Source organism: Marinobacterium sp. NO-S09 (assembly GCF_059179545.1).
This window is the reverse complement of sequence record NZ_CP168954.1, coordinates 2,777,386-2,799,385: the sequence shown is the minus strand read 5'-3', so window position 1 is coordinate 2,799,385 and position 22,000 is coordinate 2,777,386. Positions and strand designations below refer to the sequence as shown.

The window sequence follows — 22,000 nt, the reverse complement described above, 5'->3', positions numbered from 1 at the left end:
CACAGGTTGGTGTGATTTTATCGATTTAAACCCAGCTCTGCATCCACTAGACTTGGTTCCAGATTAAAGATTAATGGAGTCGTTGCCATGAGCACTGAAAACACTTTGCGACAGGGACCGGATGAAAGCGGCTTTTTCGGCCGTTTTGGTGGCCGCTTTGTAGCGGAAACCTTGATGCCGCTGATTCTGGATCTGCAGGAAGAGTACGAAAAAGCCAAGAACGATCCTGAGTTTCATGCCGCGCTGGAAGTGCTGCGCAAGGATTTCGTGGGCCGTGAAACGCCGCTGTACCTGGCGGAGCGTCTTACAGAAGCACTGGGTGGCGCCAAGATCTACCTCAAGCGTGAAGACCTGAACCACACGGGCGCGCACAAGATCAATAACTGCCTGGGTCAGATTCTGCTGGCCAAACGTATGGGCAAAAAACGCATCATCGCCGAGACTGGTGCCGGTATGCACGGCGTCGCGACTGCCACCGTGGCAGCACGTTTTGGTCTTGAATGCGTGATCTACATGGGCAGCACCGATATTCATCGTCAGCAACCCAACGTACAGCGTATGAAGCTACTGGGTGCGGAAGTGATTCCGGTCACCAGTGGTACTGGTACCCTCAAGGATGCCATGAACGAAGCGCTGCGCGATTGGGTGACCAACGTTCATGACACTTTCTACATCATCGGTACCGTAGCAGGCCCGCACCCTTATCCGGCACTGGTACGTGACTTCCAGGCGGTGATTGGTGAAGAAACCCGTCGTCAGATCATGGAAAAAGAAGGCCGTCTGCCGGATACGCTGGTAGCGTGCATCGGTGGCGGTTCCAATGCCATGGGTCTGTTCCATCCTTTCCTGGATGACAAGTCTGTACACATGATCGGTGTTGAAGCCGGTGGTGAGGGTCTTGATAAGCGTCATGCAGCCAGTTTGAAAGGCGGTGAGCCGGGTGTATTGCACGGTAACCGTACCTTCCTGCTGCAGTCCGAAGATGGCCAGATTCAGGATGCACATTCCATTTCGGCAGGCCTGGACTATCCGGGCATTGGTCCTGAGCACGCCTGGTTGCACGAGATTGAACGTGTTGAATATGTCTCGATCACCGACCAGGAAGCGCTGGAAGGCTTTAAGGCGCTGTGTAAATACGAAGGCATTATTCCGGCGCTGGAGTCTTCTCATGCTCTGGCACATATCCTCAAGCTGGCGCCGACCTTGCCCAAGGATCATATCATCGTGATGAACCTCAGTGGCCGTGGCGACAAGGATATGACCACCGTAACCGAACATCTGGCTGATGAACTGGCGGAGCAGTAATCCATGACCGATACAAAACAAGCAAGCCGTATGGAGCGCCGCTTTGCTGCGCTGAAACAGGAGAACCGCCCGGCACTGATTACCTTTATCACCGCTGGTGATCCGGATTACGCCAACAGCCTGGATACGCTGCTGGGCCTGCCGGAAGCGGGAGCCGATGTGATCGAACTGGGCATGCCATTCACCGACCCCATGGCAGATGGTCCTGCGATCCAGCTGGCCAACCAGCGTGCGCTGGCATCCGGTCAGGATATGCTGAAAACGCTGCAGATGGTGCGCATTCTGCGTGAACAGGATCAGGACACCCCGCTGGTGCTGATGGGGTACTACAATCCGATTTACCGCTACGGTGTGAAGCGCTTTCTGGAAGAAGCGGCGGAAGAGGGTGTTGATGGCCTGATCGTTGTGGATCTGCCGCCGGAGCATGATGATGAACTCTGTATGCCGGCTCGCGAAGCAGGTGTCCACTTCATTCGCTTGGCCACACCAACTACTGATGCTAAGCGTCTACCGGGCGTTTTGAACAATACTTCGGGCTTCCTTTACTACGTATCCAGTACCGGTGTTACCGGCTCTGCCGCACCTACGCCAGAAAAAGTGCAGCAGGAAGTGGAAGCGATCCGTGCCAACACGGACATTCCGATCGGAGTCGGCTTTGGTATCCGTACCCCGGAGCAGGCTGCCCGTATTGGTCAGTTCGCTGACGGTGTTGTGGTTGGTTCAGCATTGATCGATTGCATCAACAAGGCCAGCACACCGGAAGAAGGTACCCAGGGCGTACTGTCCTTGACCCGTGAACTGGCGGCGGCTGTTCGTACCGCGCGCAAGTAAACTCGAAAGTTCGTTCATCAAGGCCCCCTGGTTGTGTATCAGGGGGCCTTTTTGTTTTTAGTGTCCCGTCCTGAATAAGGTTGACACATTTCTACCCTCTAACGGAGAAATGTGATGACTACGACCACTAAACGCACCCAACGTGATTATTCCCTTGCCTTTAAATTAGCTGTTGTCGATCAAGTAGAAAAAGGCGAAATGACATACAAGCAAGCACAGCAGCGTTACGGCATCCAGGGCCGCTCCACTGTTTTGGTTTGGCTTCGTAAGCATGGACGACTAGATTGGTCATCAGGATCAACAAGCGTGAGCGTTCCCATGTCTAAGCAACCCTCCGAGCAAACACCTGAACAACGCATCAAGGAGTTGGAAAAGCAGCTGGCGGAGACCCAGCTGAGAGCCAGCTTTTTCGAGGGTGTCGTACGTTTGATGAAAGAGGACTACGGTGTTGAGATAAAAAAGTCTCAGCTCGACTCATTGAAGAAAAAGACTTGAAGCTGACCGTTACTCAGGTGTGCGGATACCTGCACATCAGTAGACAAGCCTGGTACCAGCAGTTACAGCGAGATCATCACCGGTCCCGGATTGAGAGCACGCTTCTCGACTTCGTGCAGAGAATCCGTCTCAGACACCCGAAAATGGGGACTCGCAAGCTGCATCACTTGCTGAACCGCCAGTTTATACAGGTTGGAAGGGATAAGCTCTTTGCTCTGTTAAGGCAACATCGCCTGCTGGTTCAGCCTAAACAGGCCTATCACAAGACCACACTCAGTCATCATCGCTTTCGCAAGCACCCCAATCTATTGAAGGAAGGTGTTATTGCTCAGAGGCCTGAGCAGGTTTGGGTGGCCGACATTACCTATTTGCCCACACAGGAAGCCGATACCTATCTGTCATTAGTCACGGATGCGTGTTCGAGGAAAATCGTTGGGTATTCACTGGGGCTGGATATGAAAACCAGCACTGTATCGAAGGCCTTCAAGGAAGCTTTGAAAAAACGTCAGCGGCAATCAAACCTGATTCACCACTCTGATAGGGGCGCCCAGTACTGTTCGGCGGAATACCAGCGTATCCATGAGCTGCACGGTGTGACCTGCTCGATGACAGATGGTTATGACTGCTATCAAAACGCCTTGGCTGAGAGAGTGAATGGGATATTGAAGCAGGAGTATCTGACTCAGAGGCCAAAAAACCTGGAAGAAGCGAAGAGGATGGTGAAAGAAGCCATCATGCTCTACAACGGGCAACGACCTCATTATTCCTTGAAATACAAAACGCCCGATGAGGTACATCGGGTGCTGTAAAAGGTGTCAACTTATATCAGGACTAGACATCTTGCGCCTGGCGGCAGGGGCTTTAATCTTGATAGAGGTGTCGCCTAGCCTGTTGCGGCCGGAAGCCATCCCTGGAAGCAGGGTTCCCAACAGTCAAACAAAAGAACCAGTTCGCTGCCGCACTTTGAGCAGCGGTAAACCGGATGGGTGTGATGCTCACGCAGTTTGACGAGGTGTTTGTGTGGCGCTTTTGATGAGCCCATGATCTGGGTGCAATGCGTACATTCAGACATATATTCTCTTATTATTGCTATACTATGTATATACATAATAGGAGAAGTGCTGCCGTGAATGCGAGTGTCGCAGATGAATTAATTATGACAGTTGTGCGAGCAATCTGTTTTCTTTGCGTTGTTCGCTGTGGTGTGTTGTGCCTGTGGGTTCAAGCATCTCCCAGTCGCCGTTTTCACGTAACAGGTACGCCTGGCATTCATCGCACTTGAATAGCTCGCTGTTGGTGATGCGGCTGATAAGGTGATGCGGTGGCTGAATGCGTCCGCTGCTGAGCAGTTTGTTACAAGATGGGCAGGCGTGTGACATGGCTGGATTCCTTTCACTGCATAGAAATTTGGCTACTGTTCCCTGTGCCTTGAAATTTAGCGGATCCAGACGCAGATGGCATTAGGTCTTTTTCCTATTTTTCCGGATATAAAAAAACCCCGCAATGCGGGGTTTTTAGTGTCTGGCGTATTATCAGGCCGGATAATCGCGCTGTGTGGCGCCGGTGTAGAGCTGGCGCGGACGACCGATCTTGTTCGGGCTGGAATGGAATTCGTTCCAGTGAGAGATCCAGCCGATTGTACGAGACAGGGCGAAGATCACAGTGAACATGTTGGTCGGGATGCCGATCGCTTTCAGGATGATGCCGGAATAGAAGTCGACATTCGGGTACAGCTTGCGAGCCACGAAATATTCGTCTTCCAGGGCGATCTGTTCCAGGCGCTTGGCAATCTTGAGCTGCGGATCGTTTTCAATACCCAGCAGGGCCAGGACTTCGTCGCAGGTCTTCTTCATGACCTTGGCGCGCGGATCGAAGTTGCGGTATACGCGGTGGCCAAAGCCCATCAGGCGGAACGGATCGTTCGGATCCTTGGCCTTCTCGATGAACTCGGGGATGTTGGCTTCGTCACCGATCTCATCCAGCATGTTCAGTACGGCTTCGTTGGCGCCGCCGTGTGCCGGTCCCCACAGGGCGGCAATGCCGGCTGCGATACAGGCGAACGGGTTGGCACCGGAAGAGCCGGCCAGACGTACGGTAGAGGTAGAGGCGTTCTGCTCATGGTCGGCGTGCAGGATGAAGATGCGATCCATGGCGCGGGCCAGCACCGGATTGACTTCATATTCAGAGCACGGAGTGCCGAACATCATGCGCAGGAAGTTTGCGCCATAGCTCAGATTGTTCTGCGGGTACATGAACGGCTGGCCGATGGAGTACTTGTAGCACATGGCAGCCAGAGTCGGCATCTTGGCGATCAGGCGGTAGGCGCATACTTCACGATGATGAGGATCGTTGATATCCAGGGAATCGTGATAGAAGGCGGACAGTGCGCCAACAACGCCACACATGATGGCCATCGGGTGAGCGTCGCGGCGGAAGCCTTTGAAGAACTGGCTCAGCTGCTCGTGCACCATGGTATGGTTGGAGATGGTGTTAACGAACTTGGCTTTTTCTTCTGCGTTGGGCAGTTCGCCATTCAGCAACAGGTAGCAGACTTCAAGATAGTCGGACTTTTCAGCCAGCTGTTCAATCGGGTAGCCGCCATGCAGCAGAATGCCATTGGCACCATCAATATAGGTGATTTTGGATTCACAGGCTGCTGTGGATACGAAGCCGGGATCGTAGGTGAAAAGGCCTTTGCCAGTCAGCGGACGTACATCAATGACGTCGGGACCTTCAGTGCCGGAATAAACCGGCAGTTCGATCGCTTCGTCCAGACCATCGACTGTCAAACGTGCTTTCTTGTCAGCCATTAGAGGCTCCTATCATTCTGTTTGTATTGCTGCGGCCAGCGTATGCGCCGCGTCATAGGAAAATGGCCCGAAATAGGACTCGACCACTATAGAGTTTGAAACGGGATTGTCAATTAAGCCTTAGGCATAAGATGTTGCAATGCAAAAAGATAATAAGACAGTTGCGAAAAGCGACAATAGTTAAATAATTAATTGGTCGAATAGATAAGTACAAATAGATAGTTACGTCTAGTTTAACGGCTTGGATCAGACACTAGACTTAAGCCTTAAGAAGGGGGTTCTGCGTTGTATTCCCTAGGTGATCTGTCTATACTCTCGCTCCTGAGTTGGCACCGTGCCCACTGGTTTAGTGTCAGTTCTGGCATCTCGAGGTACTACTCTCTGAGCACTTCCTAGCAACCTTGTCCTCTTGTCCTGCAATTGGGCAGAAAAAAGTGTGAACTAGAGCCGTGAACAAGAAAAGACCTGTAAATTTAGATCTTCGAACCATAAAACAGCCACTTCCGGCGATTACTTCAATCCTGCATCGTGCAACCGGTGTAGTGCTATTCTTTGGCGCTATCTTCATGATGTATGCATTGAGTTTGTCGCTGGAGTCTCAGGCCGGCTTCAATGAAGCTGCTGAGATGCTCCAGGAATCATTCCTGGCAAAACTTATCGCATGGGGACTGGTTTCAGCTCTGCTGTACCATTTCTTTGCAGGTATCAAACACCTGGTTATGGATATGGGACACTGTGAAGAGATCGAAAGCGGCCGTATGGCAGCCAAGGTGACTCTTATTATTGCAGGTGTTTCCATTTTGTTGGCAGGAGTCTGGGTATGGTAACCAGTATTACGAGCTTTGGTCGCAGCGGTCTTTATGACTGGATGATGCAGCGCGTTACTGCGCTGGTTCTGGCGACTTATACTATTTTCATGATCGGCTACCTGCTGTTCAATCCTGACCTGTCCTATGAACAGTGGAAGGATCTGTTCAGCGGCACTGGTATGCGCATCTACACCCTGCTGGCGATCCTGTCTCTGGTCGCTCATGCCTGGATCGGCATGTGGTCTGTTTCTACCGACTACATCAAGCAGACCGGCGCTCGCTTTGTGTTCCAGTCCGTATGCGGCCTGCTGGCGTTTATCTACGTCGTGTGGGGCATCCAGATTCTGTGGGGTATCTAAAACATGTCTAAACTGCGTACTCTGACTTTCGACGCAATCGTTGTCGGTGGCGGTGGTGCAGGTATGCGCGCCGCCCTGCAGCTGGCTCAGTCCGGCCTCAATACCGCTTGTGTCACTAAAGTGTTCCCGACTCGTTCTCACACTGTATCGGCTCAGGGTGGTATTACCTGTGCGATCGCGAGTGCTGATCCGAACGATGACTGGCGCTGGCATATGTATGACACCGTCAAGGGGTCAGACTATATCGGTGACCAGGACGCAATCGAGTACATGTGCTCTGTAGGTCCGCAGGCTGTATTCGAGCTGGATCACATGGGTCTGCCGTTCTCCCGTACTGAAGTTGGTCGTATCTACCAGCGTCCGTTCGGTGGTCAGTCCAAGAACTTCGGTGAGGGTGGTCAGGCTGCCCGTACCTGTGCTGCTGCTGACCGTACTGGTCACGCGCTGCTGCACACCCTGTATCAGGCTAATATGAAGGCCGGTACTACCTTCCTGAACGAATGGTATGCCGTTGACCTGGTTAAAAATGCTGATGGTGCGGTTGTAGGCTGTATCGCTATCTGCATCGAAACCGGCGAGACTGTATACATCAAGTCCAAGGCAACTGTTCTGGCTACCGGCGGTGCAGGTCGTATCTACTCTTCGACCACAAACGCCCTGATCAATACCGGTGACGGTATGGGTATGGCCATGCGTGCAGGTGTTGCCGCTCAGGATATGGAAATGTGGCAGTTCCACCCGACCGGCATCGCAGGTGCTGGCGTACTGGTAACCGAAGGTTGCCGTGGTGAGGGTGGCTACCTGATCAATAAGGACGGCGAGCGCTTCATGGAGCGTTACGCGCCGAACGCCAAAGACCTTGCAGGTCGTGACGTTGTTGCCCGTTCCATGATCCTCGAGATTCTCGAAGGTCGTGGCTGTGGTGAAAACGGCGATCATGTATTCCTGAAGCTGGATCACCTGGGTGAAGAGGTTCTTCATTCTCGCCTGCCGGGTATCTGTGAACTGTCCAAGACGTTTGCGGCATCCGATCCTGTTAAAGAGCCGATCCCGGTTGTGCCGACCTGTCACTATATGATGGGTGGTGTTGCCACTAACATCGGTGGTCAGGCGATCTCTCCGGATCCGGAAACTGGCGAAGACAAGATTATCGACGGTCTGTTCGCCTGTGGTGAAGTGGCATGTGTATCCGTCCACGGTGCGAACCGTCTGGGTGGTAACTCTCTGCTTGACCTGGTTGTATTCGGTCGTGCGGCGGGTCTGCACATCGAGCAGCAGATGCGTGAAGGCTACCAGGTGGCTGACGCAACTGATGCTGATATCGAAGCGGCCATGTCTCGTCTGAACCGTCTGAACAACAGCACCGGTGGTGAGAAGATTGCTGAAGTTCGTAAAGAACTGCAGGACACCATGCAGCTGTACTTCGGCGTGTTCCGTGACGGCGAAAGCATGCAGAAAGGTCTGGGTCTGCTGAAAGAGATCCGCCAGCGTGTTGAGAACGTACACTTGGAAGACAAGAGCCAGGCATTCAATACTTCACGTATTGAAGCCCTGGAGCTTGAAAACCTGATGGAAGTTGCAGAAGCAACCGCTATCGCTGCGGAAGTACGCAAGGAATCTCGTGGCGCGCATGCGCGTAACGACTTTACCGAGCGTGATGACGAGAACTGGCTGTGCCATTCTGTGTTCTTCCCGCAGACCAAGGCCATTGGCAAGCGTGATGTAAACTTCGCGCCGAAGACAATGGATGCGTTCCCGCCGAAAGTACGAACTTATTAAGGGGCTGGTGCGATGCTGGTAAGTGTATATCGTTACAATCCTGAGATTGATGATGCGCCGTACATGCAGGATGTTCATATCGACATCCCGGGTGGCAAGGACATCATGGTGCTGGACCTGCTCCAGCTGTTGAAAGACAAAGATACGACTCTGGCGTACCGTCGTTCCTGTCGTGAAGGTGTTTGTGGCTCTGATGGCATGAACATGAACGGCAAGAACGGTCTGGCGTGTATCACGCCGCTGTCTGAAGTCGTCGAAAATGACAAGCTGGTACTGCGTCCGCTGCCGGGTCTGCCGGTTATCCGTGATCTGGTCATCGACATGACTCAGTTCTACAAGCAGTACGAGAAGATCAAGCCGTTCCTGATCAACGATACGCCGGCGCCTGCAATCGAACGACTGCAGTCTCCGGAAGAGCGTGCCGAGCTGGATGGTCTGTACGAGTGTATTCTCTGTGCATGCTGTTCCACTGCTTGTCCGTCCTTCTGGTGGAATCCGGACAAGTTCGTTGGTCCGTCTGGTCTGTTGCAGGCTTACCGCTTCCTGGCGGATAGCCGCGATACCGCGACGAACGAGCGTCTGGCTGAGCTGGATGATCCGTTCAGCGTGTTCCGTTGCCACGGCATCATGAACTGCGTGAACGTATGTCCGAAGGGTTTGAATCCGACCAAGGCGATCGGCAAGATCCGTAATATGCTGATTCAGCAAGCGACCTGATCGTTTTTGAATCAATTAAAACGGCATCCGCAAGGGTGCCGTTTTTTTTTGTCTATCGGTTGGCTGGAGTATTTTTACTAGCCAAAAGGCCTATGTCGTCAGAATGGTAATATTTTGTAGAATCGACCCCCGCTAGCAGTGTAAAGGCTGACACAAAAAGCGTAGAATTGTGCCCACGGTCGCACGTGATCCGTCGCGACCGTCGACAATATACAAAACGGTAATCAGCAGAGGGGCCCAGGACTGCCGGCTCAGGAAATAGTGCAGCCTGACCGATGCAGCGCCCTCTCAGAGCCAGGGTGAGATGATAATGCAAGATGGCATAATGGAGCAGATGTGGAAGAATGCCCACCTCTACGGTGGCAATCTTTCATATGTTGAACAACTATACGAAACTTACCTGATGGACCCGAACGCCGTTCCACAAGAGTGGCGCGAAGAGTTCGATAAACTTCCCAAAGTGGGTGACAGCATTTCCCAGGATGTGCCGCATTCCACGGTACGGGAACACTTCCTCCTCCTCTCCAAGAATCAGAAGCGCGCCACGCCGGTTTCCGGCGGGAGTGTCAGCTCCGAACATGAAAAAAAGCAGGTGCGCGTACTGCGCATGATCAATGCATTCCGTGTGCGTGGTCATCAGCATGCGGATATTGATCCGCTGAACCTGTTGGAGCGTGAGCAGGTACCTGACCTGGATCCGCGTTTCCACGAGCTGTCCGAGGCCGATTTTGACACCCGTTTTCAGCTGGGCTCACTGTTTTTCGGTCCCGAAGAAAGTTCTCTCAAGGAGATCCTGGCGGACCTCAAGAAAACCTATTGCACTACCGTCGGCGTTGAGTACATGCACATCGTCGACACTCAGGAAAAGCGCTGGATTCAGTCCCGTATGGAGCCTGTACGCAGCCATCCCGTACTGACCAATGACGAGCGCAAGCATATTCTGGAGCGCCTGTCCGCTGCGGAGGGCCTGGAAAAATACCTGGGCTCACGTTACGCAGGTGCCAAACGTTTTGGCCTGGAAGGTGGTGAGAGCCTCATTCCCTGTCTTGATGAGCTGGTTCAGCGTGCCGGTCGTGATGGCGCCAAGGAGCTGGTTATCGGTATGGCCCACCGTGGCCGCCTGAACGTACTGGTTAACATCTTCGGCAAGAATCCGCAGGAACTGTTCGGAGAGTTTGAAGGCAAGAAGACGCTGGATACTTCTGGTGACGTTAAATACCACCAGGGCTTCTCTTCCAACGTCATGACTGCCGGTGGTGAAGTTCACCTGGCAATGGCGTTCAACCCGTCTCACCTTGAGATCGTTTCCCCGGTAGTCGAAGGCTCAGTGCGTGCCCGTCAGGACCGTCGTGATGATGCCGTCGGCAACAGCGTGATTCCGGTTTCCATCCACGGTGATGCTGCGGTAGCAGGTCAGGGCGTGGTGATGGAAACCTACCAGATGTCCCAGACCCGTGCGTACAAGACGGGCGGCACCATCCATATCGTCATCAACAACCAGGTGGGCTTCACCACTTCCAAGAAGGAAGATGCGCGCTCCACCGAGTACTGTACTGATGTTGCGAAGATGGTGCAGGCGCCGATCTTCCACGTTAACGGTGACGATCCTGAAGCGGTTCGCTTTGTCACTCAGCTGGCACTGGACTACCGCAACGAATTCAACAAAGACGTTGTGATCGATCTGGTCTGTTACCGTCGTCGCGGCCATAACGAAGCCGACGAGCCGTCCGGTACCCAGCCGCTGATGTACAAGCAGATCAAGGTGCAGAAAACCACCAAGGAACTGTACGCTGCACGTCTGGTTGAAGAAGGTGTTCTTTCCGCTGAAGAAGCGAAGTCACTGGATCAGGAATACCGTCAGGCACTGGAAAACGGTGAGCACGTAGCCAAATCTCTGGTCATGCAGCCCAACGAAGAGCTGTTTGTTGACTGGCGTCCTTACCTGGGCCACAAGTGGTCTTTCGAATGTGACACCAGTGTTGATCCGAAGTTGCTGAAAGAACTGGCGAACAAGACCTGCGAATTCCCGGAAGGGTTCAATATCCAGCGCCAGGTTCAGAAGATCTACGAAGATCGCAAAAAAATGGCGGCCGGTGCCATGGAGATCAACTGGGGCTTCGCCGAAACCATGGCGTACGCAACCCTGTTGGCCGAAGGTTACCCGATCCGCCTGACCGGTCAGGATGTCGGACGTGGTACTTTCTCGCACCGTCATGCTGTTGTGCATAACCAGAAAGATGCCACCAACTATGTACCGCTGCAGAATCTGGCTGAAGGTCAGCCGGATTTTGATATTTATGACTCTTTTTTGTCTGAAGAAGCGGTTCTGGCATTCGAATACGGCTACGCCACCACCACGCCGAATGCGTTGGTGATCTGGGAAGCGCAGTTTGGTGATTTCGCCAACGGTGCCCAGGTTGTAATCGACCAGTTCATTACCTCCGGTGAGCACAAGTGGGGCCGTCTCTGCGGCCTGACCATGTTGCTGCCGCACGGTTTTGAAGGTCAGGGCCCTGAGCATTCCTCTGCACGTCTGGAGCGCTTCCTGCAGTTGTCTGCAGAACACAACATCCAGGTATGTGTACCGTCTTCACCGGCACAGATTTTCCACCTGCTGCGTCGTCAGGTTGTGCGCCCGCTGCGTAAGCCGCTGATTATCATGTCGCCCAAGTCGCTGCTGCGCCACAAACAGGCCGTTTGTTCCCTGGAAGACCTGTCTGAAGGCACCTTCGAGCCGGTACTGTCTGAAGTGGATACGCTGGACCCGAAGAAGGTCAAGCGTCTGGTTATGTGTAGCGGCAAGGTTTACTACGACCTGTACAACCGTCGTGCAGAACTGGAAAAAGATGATGTTGCCATCATCCGTATTGAGCAGTTGTATCCCTTCCCGGAAGAGCCGCTCAAGCAGGCGATCGCTGAATATACTAACCTTGAGTCCGTTGTCTGGTGTCAGGAAGAGCCGATGAACCAGGGCGCCTGGTATTGCAGCCAGCATCACATGCGCAATGTTTTGCAGCAGCATGATGCCAAGCTGTACCTCGAAGGCGTTGGTCGTCCGCATGCGGCTGCACCGGCTGTAGGTTATATCTCTGTACACCTTGAGCAGCAAGAGAAGCTGGTCAACGAAGCCATCAACGGTTAACACAGGCTCGATGAAATAGCCTGATCAGGATTATTAAAGGAAAAAGCATGTCCACTGAAATCAAAGCGCCAACTTTCCCTGAGTCCGTTGCAGACGGAACTGTTGCCACCTGGCACAAACAGCCCGGCGAGGCTTGCTCAGCTGATGAGCTGATCGTTGATATCGAAACTGACAAGGTTGTGCTGGAAGTCGTTGCACCGGCTGATGGTGTACTCAAGGAAATCGTTAAAGGCGAAGGCGACACTGTTCTGAGTGAAGAAGTGATCGCAACCTTTGAAGCGGGTGCTGCCGCTGAAGCTCCGCCGCCGGCTGCTTCTGCTCCGGCAACCGAGACTGCGGCTGCACCGGCTGCAGAAGTGACCACCGATGCTGACAAGATCGGTCCGGCTGCACGCAAGCTGATCGATGAGAACGGTCTGGATGCGTCTCAGATCAAGGGTACCGGCAAGAACGGTGGTATCACCAAGGAAGACGTACAGAACTTCCTTAAGAACAAGCCTGCTGCAGCACCGGCTGCCGCGGCTCCTGCTGCTGCCGCTCCGGCTCTGAATGTTCCGGTTGGCGAGCGCACAGAGAAGCGTGTTCCGATGACCCGTCTGCGTGCCACCATCGCCAAGCGTCTGGTAGAAGCACAGCAGAATGCTGCCATGCTGACGACTTACAATGAAGTCAACATGAAGCCGGTGATGGAACTGCGCAAGCAGTACAAGGACCTGTTCGAGAAGGTTCACGGCGGCACTCGCCTGGGCTTCATGTCCTTCTTCGTTAAGGCTGCTACTGAAGCTCTGAAACGCTTCCCGGCTGTCAACGCGTCTATCGACGGTAACGACATGGTCTACCACGGTTACCAGGATATCGGTGTTGCCGTTTCTACCGACCGTGGTCTGATGGTACCGGTTCTGCGTGACACCGATTCCATGAGCCTGGCTGAGGTTGAAGGTACCATCGCTGACTTCGGTAAGCGTGGCCGTGAAGGCAAGCTGGGTATGGACGACATGCAGGGTGGTACGTTCACTATCACCAACGGTGGTGTGTTCGGTTCCCTGATGTCTACTCCGATCCTGAACCCGCCGCAGACTGCAATCCTGGGCATGCACAAGATCCAGGAGCGTCCGATGGCGGTGAACGGTCAGGTTGAAATCCTGCCGATGATGTACCTGGCGCTGTCATACGACCACCGTATGATTGACGGTAAAGAGGCGGTACAATTCCTCGTTACCATCAAGGATCTGCTGGAAGATCCGGCCCGTATGCTGCTGGATGTTTAATCAGACCCACCTTCGAACGAGTGTAAACAGGACTAAGTAATGTCAGATAAATTTGATCTTATTGTTATCGGTGCCGGCCCTGGCGGTTATGTAGCGGCAATTCGTGCTGCACAGCTGGGTCTGAAAACTGCCTGTGTCGAGAAGTGGGTTGATGACAAGGGTACTCCCGTACTGGGCGGTACCTGCCTGAACGTGGGTTGTATCCCGTCCAAGGCACTGCTGGAAACGACTCACAAGTTGCATGAAGCTCAGCATGGCTTCGCGGCTCAGGGTATCGTTGCCGACAATGTACAGATCGACACCAAACAGATGGTGGCGCGCAAGGACCAGATCGTTAAGAACCTGACTGGCGGTATCGCAGGTCTGTTCAAGGCGAACGGTGTCACTCTGCTGCAGGGTACCGGCAAACTGCTGGCCAACAAGCAGGTTGAAGTGACTGCCCAGGACGGCAGCACCTCCGTTCACGCGGCTGAAAACGTGATCCTGGCGTCCGGTTCCGTACCGGTCGAGATCCCGCCGGCTCCGCTGACTGAAGGCCTGATCGTTGATAACGAAGGCGCACTGAAAATCGATGAAACGCCCAAGCGTCTGGGTGTTATCGGTGCAGGTGTTATCGGTCTGGAAATGGGCTCTATCTGGGCGCGTTGCGGTTCTGAAGTCACCGTGTTTGAAGCGATGGATGACTTCCTGGCTCTAGCGGACGTTGATGTCGCCAAGGAAGCCAAGAAACTGCTGACCAAGCAGGGTCTGGATATCAAGCTGGGCGCACGTTGCACCGGTACTGAAATCATCGATGGCAAGGAAGTGAAGGTTAAGTTCACTGACGCCAAGGGTGATCAGGAGATGGTATTCGACAAGCTGATCGTAGCGGTTGGCCGTCGTCCCCAGACTCAAGGTCTGCTGTCTGAAGACTCCGGTGTCAAACTGGATGAGCGTGGCTTCATCTTTGTTGACGAGAACTGCCGTACTGATGCACCGGGCGTTTACGCAATTGGTGACTCCGTACGTGGTCCGATGCTGGCACACAAGGCATCGGAAGAGGGCATCATGGCTGTAGATATCATTGCCGGTCACAAGGCTGCAATGAACTACGACTGTATCCCCAACATCATTTACACCTTCCCGGAACTGGCTTGGGTCGGCAAGACCGAGCAGGAACTGAAGTCTGAGGGTGTGAAGATCAAGGTCGGTAAATTCCCGTTTGCTGCATCCGGTCGTGCAATGGCGGCCAATGCAACTGAAGGCTTCGTCAAGATCATCGCTGACGAAGAGACCGATCGTGTACTGGGTGTTCATATGGTTGGCGGTATCGCCTCCGAACTGATCGCTCAGGGTGTGATTGCAATGGAATTCTGCGCCAGTGCAGAGGATCTGCAGCTGATGGTGTTCGCTCACCCGACTGTCAGTGAAGCTGTTCATGAAGCAGCGCTGGCTGTAGACAATCACGCTATTCACATTGCGAATCGCAAAAAGCGATAACCTGAAGGGTTAACCCCGCCAGTGGCGAACCCATTGGTGGGGATTGCAGAGCAAAAGGTGTGTTTTCGTGTCTGCACTACTCAGCGAAAACACCTGTATAACCGATAACACAACGGATTAGAGCATGAACCTTCACGAGTACCAGGGCAAACAACTGTTTGCCGAATATGGTCTGCCGGTTTCCAAAGGAATCGCGGTAGATACTCCGGAAGCGGCTGCTGAAGCGGCTGAAAAGATTGGCGGTGACAAGTGGGTTGTAAAAGCCCAGGTTCACGCCGGTGGCCGTGGCAAGGCAGGTGGTGTAAAGCTGGTTGATTCCCCGGCTGAAGCCCAGGCCTTCGCAGAAAAATGGCTGGGCGAGCGTCTGGTAACTTATCAGACAGATGCCAATGGCCAGCCTGTTTCCAAGATTCTGGTTGAGACCTGCACTGACATCGCAAATGAGCTGTACCTGGGTGCAGTAGTCGATCGCTCCAGCCGTCGTATTGTCTTCATGGCATCCACCGAAGGTGGTGTTGAGATCGAGAAAGTTGCTGAAGAGACTCCGGAAAAGATCCTGAAAGCAACCATCGATCCGCTGACCGGTGCTCAGCCCTACCAGGGTCGTGAGCTGGCGTTCCAGCTGGGTCTGCAGGGTGACCAGATCAAGCAGTTCGTCAACATCTTCCTGGGTCTGGCGAAGATGTTCGAAGAAAAAGATCTGGCGCTGCTGGAAATCAACCCGCTGGTCATCACTGACCAGGGTAACCTGCACTGCCTGGACGCTAAAGTCGTTATCGATGGTAACGCTGTTTACCGTCACAAGGATCTGCAGTCCATGCAGGATCCGTCTCAGGAAGACGAGCGTGAAGCACGCGCGGCTGAATGGGATCTGAACTACGTTGCACTGACCGGTACTATCGGCTGCATGGTTAACGGTGCGGGCCTGGCAATGGGTACCATGGACATCGTTTCTCTGCACGGTGGCTTCCCGGCCAACTTCCTGGACGTTGGTGGTGGTGCAACCAAAGAGCGTGTTACCGAAGCCTTCAAGATCATCCTTGAAGACAGCAAGGTTAAGGCCGTGCTGGTTAACATCTTCGGTGGTATCGTTCGCTGCGACCTGATCGCAGACGGCATCATCGGTGCGGTTAAAGAAGTAGGTGTAAACGTACCGGTTGTAGTACGTCTGGAAGGTAACAACGCTGAACTGGGTGCGCAGAAGCTGGCTGAGTCCGGTCTGGACATCATTGCAGCAACCAGCTTGACTGATGCTGCTCAGCAGGCAGTTAAAGCAGCGGAGGGTAAATAATCATGGCCGTTCTGATCAACAAAGATACCAAAGTCATCTGTCAGGGCTTTACTGGTGGCCAGGGTACTTTCCACTCTGAGCAGGCGATTGCTTACGGCACCAAAATGGTTGGTGGTGTAACTCCGGGTAAAGGCGGTACTGAGCACCTGGGTCTGCCGGTATTCAACACCGTTAAAGAAGCTGTAGAACAGACTGGCGCTGAAGCGTCTGTTATCTACGTTCCGGCTCCTTTCTGTAAGGATTCCATCCTGGAAGCGGCTAATGCCGGCATCAAGCTGATCGTCTGCATCACTGAGCACATTCCGGTTATGGACATGCTGCAGTGCAAAGTGAAGTGTGATGAGCTGGGTGTTCGCCTGATCGGCCCGAACTGCCCGGGCGTGATCACTCCGGGTGAATGCAAGATCGGCATCATGCCGGGTCACATTCACCTGCCGGGTAAAGTCGGTATCGTTTCCCGTTCCGGTACTCTGACGTACGAAGCGGTTAAGCAGACTACTGACGCTGGCTTCGGTCAGTCTACCTGTGTCGGCATCGGTGGTGACCCGATTCCGGGCTCCAACTTCATCGACATTCTGGAAATGTTCCAGAACGACCCGCAGACTGAAGCGATCGTTATGATCGGTGAGATCGGTGGTTCTGCCGAGGAAGAAGCGGCTGCCTACATCAAGGCAAACGTAACCAAGCCGGTTGTTTCCTACATCGCTGGTGTTACTGCACCTCCGGGCAAGCGCATGGGCCACGCTGGTGCGATCATCTCCGGTGGTAAGGGTACTGCAGACGAGAAGTTTGCTGCTCTGGAAGACGCTGGCGTGAAGACTGTTCGTTCTCTGGCTGACATCGGTAAGGCTCTGGCTGAACTGACTGGCTGGGAAATGAAGTAAGTTTCTTCTGATCCCTGAAAAAGGCAGCTACGGCTGCCTTTTTTTGTGCCTGTCTGCCGTGTGCTCACTGGCATTCTGTTAGAATGCTCACTTCTTTGCACCAGCACCAACAGGTACCTATCTTGAGTCAGCACCCTTTTTCCCAGCTTGCGCTTAAACCTGAACTCCTGCGTAATCTGGAGAGCCTTGAATACGCCCAGATGACGCCGATCCAGCAGGATAGCCTGCCGGTGATACTGCAGGGGCGTGACTTGATTGCACAGGGTAAGACAGGCTCCGGCAAGACCGCTGCCTTTGGCATAGGCCTGTTGCAGCAGTTGGATAACACCTCTTTCCAGGTGCAGTCGCTGGTGCTCTGCCCAACGCGCGAACTGGCTGACCAGGTGGCTCAGGAGCTGCGTCGTTTGGCGCGACAGATCCCCAATGTAAAGGTGCTTACGCTCTGTGGCGGTATGCCCTTGGGGCCTCAAATTGGCTCGCTTGAGCACGGTGCCCATATTGTTGTGGGTACTCCCGGGCGCATCGAAGAACATCTGCGCAAGGGTACACTGCGCCTGCACCGTCTGCAGACACTGGTGCTGGATGAAGCGGACCGAATGCTGGAGATGGGTTTCCAGGAAGCGGTTGATGCCATCGTGGCCACGACACCGGCTGAACGTCAAACCCTGCTGTTCAGTGCAACCTTTCCCAAAGAGATTGCGGCCATCGCCGGTCGTATTCTGCGTGACCCTGTTCGGGTTGAAGTGGAAGCGGTTCATCAGAATACAAGTATCGAGCAGCATTTCCATGAGATTACCGATGACAGTCGGGATGCGGCCGTAACACGTCTGCTGTATCACTATCGTCCGGTGTCGGCCGTCGTATTCTGTAATACCAAGCAGGAAGTCCGCGACCTTGAACAGCACTTGCAGAGTGATGGAATTGCCGCCGTGGCACTGCATGGCGATCTGGATCAGCGTCAGCGTGATCAGACGCTGGTACGCTTTGCCAATCAGAGTGCAACGGTACTGGTGGCCACGGATGTGGCGGCCCGTGGTCTGGATGTAGAAGGGCTGGATCTGGTGATCAACCATCGCCCGTCCAAGGAGTCACAGGTGCATGTGCACCGCATCGGCCGTACCGGGCGTGCCGGACAATCGGGTATTGCCGTTACTTTGTTCAACGAGCGTGAGCGTTTCAAGCTGGCGGCGGTTGAAGCCCAAATGGATATGATCATCACTGACGAGCCCCTGCCTAAAGGCGTCATTACCGATGATTATCGCCCGCCCATGACAACGCTGCAGCTGGATGTCGGCAAGAAGCAGAAAATCCGACCAGGCGACGTGCTGGGCGCACTAACCCGCGGCGGTGAGCTGGCGGGTGACCAGGTAGGTAAAATCCGTGTTTTTGATTTTTCTACCTATGTGGCAGTAAGCCGTCCCGTAGCCCGTGATGCCGTACGCGCACTGTCAAAAGGCAAGGTTAAAGGCCGTCCCTGTCGTGTGCGTCAGCTACGCTGAGGAGTCGATATGAAAATATGGGTAGATGCGGATGCCTGTCCGGTGGTAATTAAGGAGATCCTGTTCCGGGCAGCTCAGCGCACCGGTGTTGAACTGACGCTGGTGGCTAATCATGCGCTGAAAGTGCCGCCGGATGCCAATATTCGCTCACTGCAGGTCAGTGCCGGTTTCGATGTGGCTGACCATGAAATCGTTCGCCGTGTCGAAACAGGTGATCTGGTTATTACCAGTGACATTCCGCTGGCATCAGAAGTGCTGGAGGAGGGGGCGTTGGCGCTTACTCCTCGGGGTGAACGTTTCACGGCAGAAAACATCAAAGCGCGGCTGAACATCCGTGATTTTATGGAAACCCTGCGCGCCAGTGGTGTGCAAAGTGGTGGGCCGGCGGCCCTAAGCCAGGCAGACCGTCAGCAGTTTGCCAATCAGCTGGATCGTATTCTGGCGCGAGCGCTAAAAGCCTAACCGATACGGTGGGGCGCCAGGTCGATCTGCTGTAACCGGCGCCCATGCATCTGTACCTTGCCGGAGTAGCGCTCATCCCCGGTAGAGGTGAAATAGAACTGATACTGGCGTACCAGTATTACCCTGCCATGGTCCGGGTCTCGGGCCAGTCGTATTTTTTCCAGTGCAATGCTTTCGTCAAGCAACTGTACACCTTCACGCTTGCAGTATTGGCGAACAGCACGAGTGGCGAATTCCCGTCGTTGCAGGTTGTTCCACCAGGCATAACACACCATAGCGGTCAGTGAGAGCCAGAAGAGGTCAGCCAATTCAAGCCACATGTGCAGAACCGTCCATTCAAAGTACAAGCATCAAAAATGAGGGCGCATCATAACCTTATCTCCGCATGGATGAAAATACCCGAGTAAAATGATAAGGTATGTGCAAGAGGGACAGCAAAACAGGAGAGTACAATGTCTATGGGTTGCCATTTAACCGAGCTTCCATTTGATAACAGCTATGCACGCTTGCCCGCCAGCTGGTTTCAGGAAGAGGACATACAGCCGCTGAAAAATGCGCACCTGATTGCGTTTTGTCCTGAGGTAGCATCTACCCTCGGCCTGGACCCCTGTCGCGTTACGCCTTCTGATCTGGTCACTTTTTGTGGTGGTCACGAGCCCTGGCCGGGTACACGTCCGCTGGCGATGAAATATACCGGTCATCAGTTCGGGACTTACAATCCTGACCTTGGCGACGGTCGTGGCCTGCTGCTCGGTGAAGTGACTGCACAAGACGGCGTTCGCTACGACTTGCATCTCAAAGGGGCCGGCAAAACCGCGTTTTCACGTTTTGGGGATGGGCGTGCCGTGCTCAGGTCCAGCATTCGCGAATACCTTGCCGGTGAAGCAATGGCTGGTCTGGGCATTCCAACCACCCGTGCACTCTGTTTACTGGGCAGTGAAGACTACACCATGCGTAATGGCATGGAGCCCTGTGCTCAGTTGCTACGCGTCACACCCTGCCATATTCGTTTTGGTCATTTTGAATTCTTTTTCTATTCAGGGCGTCATGAAGAGCTGAAGCAGCTGGCCGATTACTGCCTTGAACGCTTTTTCCCGGAACTGCAGGATGAAGCGAATCCGGTATTGGCCATGTACCGTGAGGTGCTGGAGCGCACTGCTCGCCTGGTAGCATCCTGGCAGGCTTATGGTTTTGTTCATGGCGTGTTGAATACCGATAACATGTCGATCCTGGGTGAAACCTTCGACTATGGGCCTTACACCTTTATGGACTTGTATGAGCCGGATCACATTGCCAACAAGAACGATCATGAAGGCCGTTATGCTTTCCGCTACCAGCCCGCCATTGTGCAGTGGAACCTGGCTGCATTGGCGCAAGCGCTACTGCCTTTGATAGAGCGTGAAGCACTGGAAGCAGAGCTTGAACGTTTCATGCCGCTGTACCAGGCCGCTAAGCTTGATTTCATGCGGGCGCGTCTTGGTCTGCAGCGAATAGAGTCGGGTGATGCCGAGCTGGTTGAGCAACTGGAGGGCCTCTGGACGCGTTATGAAATGGATCATAACCGTTTTCTGCGTCTGTTGTCCGAGTGGGACGTCAATGAAGTTGACGGGCGTGCAACGCTGAATGCCCTGGCCGACAATGCGGGCGAACTTAACACCTGGCTTGATGACTATGCCGCACGTGCCGATCTGGAGCCTGCCAGTGCCCCCATTCGTCGGCAGCAGATGCGCAGCGTCAATCCGCGTTATATTCTGCGCAACTACATGGCAGAAGAAGTGATTCGCGAGGCACACCAGGGCGACTACCGACCCTTTAACGACCTGCTGCCCTTGTTGCGTCACCCCGGTGACGAACATCCTGAGCATCAGCGCTATGCGGGATCACCACCGGACTGGGCGGCCGCCATTAATCTGACCTGCTCTTCCTGAGCCGGCGGTGCCAGTTGCATAAGCGGGCTCAGTGACGGCTTTTCAGACGTGCGCCAAGCCAGACCGAACCTATACCTCCCGCTATAACCAAACAGGTGCCTGCCCAGCTGTTAAGGCCGGGCACCTGATCCCAGATCAGCCAGCCCCAAAGCCCTGTCATGACCACGCCAAAGTAACTCAGCGGTGAAATAATGGAAGCCGGGGCATGGCTGTATGCACGTGTGTACAGCCACATGGTGATCCAGATGGACAGTGCGATCAGGCCCACGGCCGGCAGGCTGGCGGGTTCGGGAGTGCGCCAGTTGCTCAGTGCCAGCGGCAGGCTGCAGAGCGTTGAAATCAGGAAGTAGTAGAACAAAACCCGGTTGACGGGTTCCGTCTGCGCCAGTTCCCGCGTCGTCACAATAGAGCCCGCCAGCGTCAATGCCGAAACCAGTCCCACCAGGTGCCAGCTGCTAAGACCGCTGCCCTCCGGTTGAATAATCAAGGCAATACCGGCAAAGCCAACCAGCAAGGGTAGCCATGCCAGCAAGGGCAGGCGTGCACCATGCCATAACAGTAGCCACAGCGGGACGCACAAAGGGGCAGCATTACGCAGCAGGGCGGCATCCACCAGTGGTATCTGTTCCAGGGCCAGATAGTAGGCATAGAAGCAGGCCCAGCCACAGCTTCCCCGCAGCAAGTGCAGCCATGGCCTTTGGGTTGCCAGACCTTGCCGGCCTTTTTTTATAGCCCAGGGCAGCATGGCCAGGGTACAGAGGCCGTATTGGAAGAGTACAATCATCTCGATCGACAGGGTGCTGGCGGTCAATTTGATGAGCACGGCTGCAAGACTCATGACCAGGCTGGTGGCCAGCGCAAAGGCCACGCCCGCCGTAATATTCTGATGAGTGGAAGACACTCGGCTTCAATCCTTGTAAATTAATAACTTAGACACTCCGG

The 22,000-nt window shown here is 54.1% G+C and carries 18 protein-coding genes; 15 read left to right on the top strand and 3 right to left on the bottom strand.

Annotation, left to right across the window (positions count from 1 at the left end):
• Window positions 1-87: 87 nt before the first annotated feature.
• The 3 genes from trpB (at window position 88) to O3C79_RS12995 (ending at window position 3,440) form a co-directional block, all read left to right on the top strand.
• Window positions 88-1,305, top strand: a complete 1,218-nt coding sequence (gene trpB, locus O3C79_RS13005) for a tryptophan synthase subunit beta (RefSeq protein ID WP_010322807.1) — start codon at window positions 88-90, stop codon at window positions 1,303-1,305.
• A 3-nt stretch (window positions 1,306-1,308) separates the two neighbouring features.
• Complete coding sequence (gene trpA, locus O3C79_RS13000) at window positions 1,309-2,136, top strand: tryptophan synthase subunit alpha (protein WP_494383428.1); 828 nt, start codon at window positions 1,309-1,311, stop codon at window positions 2,134-2,136.
• Window positions 2,137-2,250: 114 nt separating this feature from the next.
• A protein-coding gene (locus tag O3C79_RS12995; RefSeq protein ID WP_494382979.1) for an IS3 family transposase occupies window positions 2,251-3,440 on the top strand; the annotation gives its coding sequence in 2 pieces (ribosomal slippage) (window positions 2,251-2,628 and window positions 2,631-3,440; 1,188 coding nt in all).
• A 723-nt stretch (window positions 3,441-4,163) separates the two neighbouring features.
• Here the strand turns inward: O3C79_RS12995 and gltA are convergent.
• Window positions 4,164-5,441 carry a citrate synthase gene (gltA, locus tag O3C79_RS12990; protein WP_010324257.1) on the bottom strand — a complete coding sequence of 426 codons (1,278 nt, stop codon included), beginning with the start codon at window positions 5,439-5,441 and terminating at the stop codon, window positions 4,164-4,166.
• A 449-nt stretch (window positions 5,442-5,890) separates the two neighbouring features.
• Here gltA and sdhC point away from each other — a divergent pair, with 449 nt between their 5' ends.
• From sdhC to O3C79_RS12935, 11 genes are all read left to right on the top strand, one after another.
• Window positions 5,891-6,268: a succinate dehydrogenase, cytochrome b556 subunit gene (gene sdhC, locus O3C79_RS12985; protein WP_029511226.1), complete on the top strand. Its 378-nt coding sequence runs from the start codon at window positions 5,891-5,893 to the stop codon at window positions 6,266-6,268.
• Window positions 6,262-6,609, top strand: coding sequence for a succinate dehydrogenase, hydrophobic membrane anchor protein (sdhD, locus tag O3C79_RS12980; protein ID WP_010324259.1), 348 nt, complete (start codon window positions 6,262-6,264; stop codon window positions 6,607-6,609). The genes sdhC and sdhD overlap by 7 nt, the downstream gene beginning before the upstream one ends.
• Before the next feature lie 3 nt (window positions 6,610-6,612).
• Window positions 6,613-8,388: a succinate dehydrogenase flavoprotein subunit gene (sdhA, locus tag O3C79_RS12975; RefSeq protein WP_494383427.1), complete on the top strand. Its 1,776-nt coding sequence runs from the start codon at window positions 6,613-6,615 to the stop codon at window positions 8,386-8,388.
• Window positions 8,389-8,400: 12 nt separating this feature from the next.
• A complete protein-coding gene (locus O3C79_RS12970; protein ID WP_494383426.1) occupies window positions 8,401-9,105 on the top strand; it encodes a succinate dehydrogenase iron-sulfur subunit in 705 nt (234 codons plus the stop codon).
• Window positions 9,106-9,415: 310 nt separating this feature from the next.
• Window positions 9,416-12,247, top strand: a complete 2,832-nt coding sequence (locus O3C79_RS12965; protein ID WP_494383425.1) for a 2-oxoglutarate dehydrogenase E1 component — start codon at window positions 9,416-9,418, stop codon at window positions 12,245-12,247.
• Window positions 12,248-12,294: 47 nt separating this feature from the next.
• The gene (odhB, locus tag O3C79_RS12960; RefSeq protein ID WP_010324263.1) at window positions 12,295-13,515 is read left to right on the top strand and encodes a 2-oxoglutarate dehydrogenase complex dihydrolipoyllysine-residue succinyltransferase; all 1,221 of its coding nucleotides are present in this window, start codon (window positions 12,295-12,297) and stop codon (window positions 13,513-13,515) included.
• A 39-nt stretch (window positions 13,516-13,554) separates the two neighbouring features.
• Window positions 13,555-14,994, top strand: coding sequence for a dihydrolipoyl dehydrogenase (gene lpdA, locus O3C79_RS12955; RefSeq protein WP_494383424.1), 1,440 nt, complete (start codon window positions 13,555-13,557; stop codon window positions 14,992-14,994).
• A gap of 124 nt (window positions 14,995-15,118) precedes the next feature.
• Complete coding sequence (gene sucC, locus O3C79_RS12950; protein WP_010324265.1) at window positions 15,119-16,285, top strand: ADP-forming succinate--CoA ligase subunit beta; 1,167 nt, start codon at window positions 15,119-15,121, stop codon at window positions 16,283-16,285.
• Between the two features lie 2 nt (window positions 16,286-16,287).
• Entirely contained in the window at window positions 16,288-17,169 is an 882-nt protein-coding gene (gene sucD, locus O3C79_RS12945) for a succinate--CoA ligase subunit alpha (RefSeq protein WP_010324266.1), read from the top strand.
• A gap of 122 nt (window positions 17,170-17,291) precedes the next feature.
• Window positions 17,292-18,668: an ATP-dependent RNA helicase DbpA gene (dbpA, locus tag O3C79_RS12940; RefSeq protein WP_494383423.1), complete on the top strand. Its 1,377-nt coding sequence runs from the start codon at window positions 17,292-17,294 to the stop codon at window positions 18,666-18,668.
• 9 nt (window positions 18,669-18,677) lie between these two features.
• A complete protein-coding gene (locus O3C79_RS12935; protein ID WP_076461496.1) occupies window positions 18,678-19,130 on the top strand; it encodes a YaiI/YqxD family protein in 453 nt (150 codons plus the stop codon).
• Here O3C79_RS12935 and O3C79_RS12930 read toward each other — a convergent pair.
• On the bottom strand, window positions 19,127-19,450 hold the full coding sequence (locus O3C79_RS12930) for a DUF3301 domain-containing protein (RefSeq protein ID WP_494383422.1): 324 nt from the start codon (window positions 19,448-19,450) through the stop codon (window positions 19,127-19,129). The genes O3C79_RS12935 and O3C79_RS12930 overlap by 4 nt on opposite strands.
• 132 nt (window positions 19,451-19,582) lie before the next feature.
• Between O3C79_RS12930 and O3C79_RS12925 the strand changes: the two genes are divergently transcribed.
• Complete coding sequence (locus O3C79_RS12925) at window positions 19,583-21,058, top strand: protein adenylyltransferase SelO (RefSeq protein ID WP_494383421.1); 1,476 nt, start codon at window positions 19,583-19,585, stop codon at window positions 21,056-21,058.
• 28 nt (window positions 21,059-21,086) lie between these two features.
• Here the strand turns inward: O3C79_RS12925 and O3C79_RS12920 are convergent, their stop codons facing one another.
• Window positions 21,087-21,959, bottom strand: coding sequence for a DMT family transporter (locus O3C79_RS12920; RefSeq protein ID WP_010324271.1), 873 nt, complete (start codon window positions 21,957-21,959; stop codon window positions 21,087-21,089).
• Between the last annotated feature and the right edge of the window lie 41 nt (window positions 21,960-22,000).

Coding starts and splice junctions, on each gene's coding strand:
- sucD (WP_010324266.1), top strand. CDS start 16,288: ATGGCCGTTCTGATCAACAAAGATACCAAAGTCATCTGTCAGGGCTTT.
- sdhD (WP_010324259.1), top strand. CDS start 6,262: ATGGTAACCAGTATTACGAGCTTTGGTCGCAGCGGTCTTTATGACTGG.
- sucC (WP_010324265.1), top strand. CDS start 15,119: ATGAACCTTCACGAGTACCAGGGCAAACAACTGTTTGCCGAATATGGT.
- O3C79_RS12965 (WP_494383425.1), top strand. CDS start 9,416: ATGCAAGATGGCATAATGGAGCAGATGTGGAAGAATGCCCACCTCTAC.
- O3C79_RS12930 (WP_494383422.1), bottom strand. CDS start 19,450: ATGTGGCTTGAATTGGCTGACCTCTTCTGGCTCTCACTGACCGCTATG.
- trpB (WP_010322807.1), top strand. CDS start 88: ATGAGCACTGAAAACACTTTGCGACAGGGACCGGATGAAAGCGGCTTT.
- O3C79_RS12925 (WP_494383421.1), top strand. CDS start 19,583: ATGTCTATGGGTTGCCATTTAACCGAGCTTCCATTTGATAACAGCTAT.
- odhB (WP_010324263.1), top strand. CDS start 12,295: ATGTCCACTGAAATCAAAGCGCCAACTTTCCCTGAGTCCGTTGCAGAC.
- lpdA (WP_494383424.1), top strand. CDS start 13,555: ATGTCAGATAAATTTGATCTTATTGTTATCGGTGCCGGCCCTGGCGGT.
- gltA (WP_010324257.1), bottom strand. CDS start 5,441: ATGGCTGACAAGAAAGCACGTTTGACAGTCGATGGTCTGGACGAAGCG.
- trpA (WP_494383428.1), top strand. CDS start 1,309: ATGACCGATACAAAACAAGCAAGCCGTATGGAGCGCCGCTTTGCTGCG.
- O3C79_RS12970 (WP_494383426.1), top strand. CDS start 8,401: ATGCTGGTAAGTGTATATCGTTACAATCCTGAGATTGATGATGCGCCG.
- sdhA (WP_494383427.1), top strand. CDS start 6,613: ATGTCTAAACTGCGTACTCTGACTTTCGACGCAATCGTTGTCGGTGGC.
- O3C79_RS12935 (WP_076461496.1), top strand. CDS start 18,678: ATGAAAATATGGGTAGATGCGGATGCCTGTCCGGTGGTAATTAAGGAG.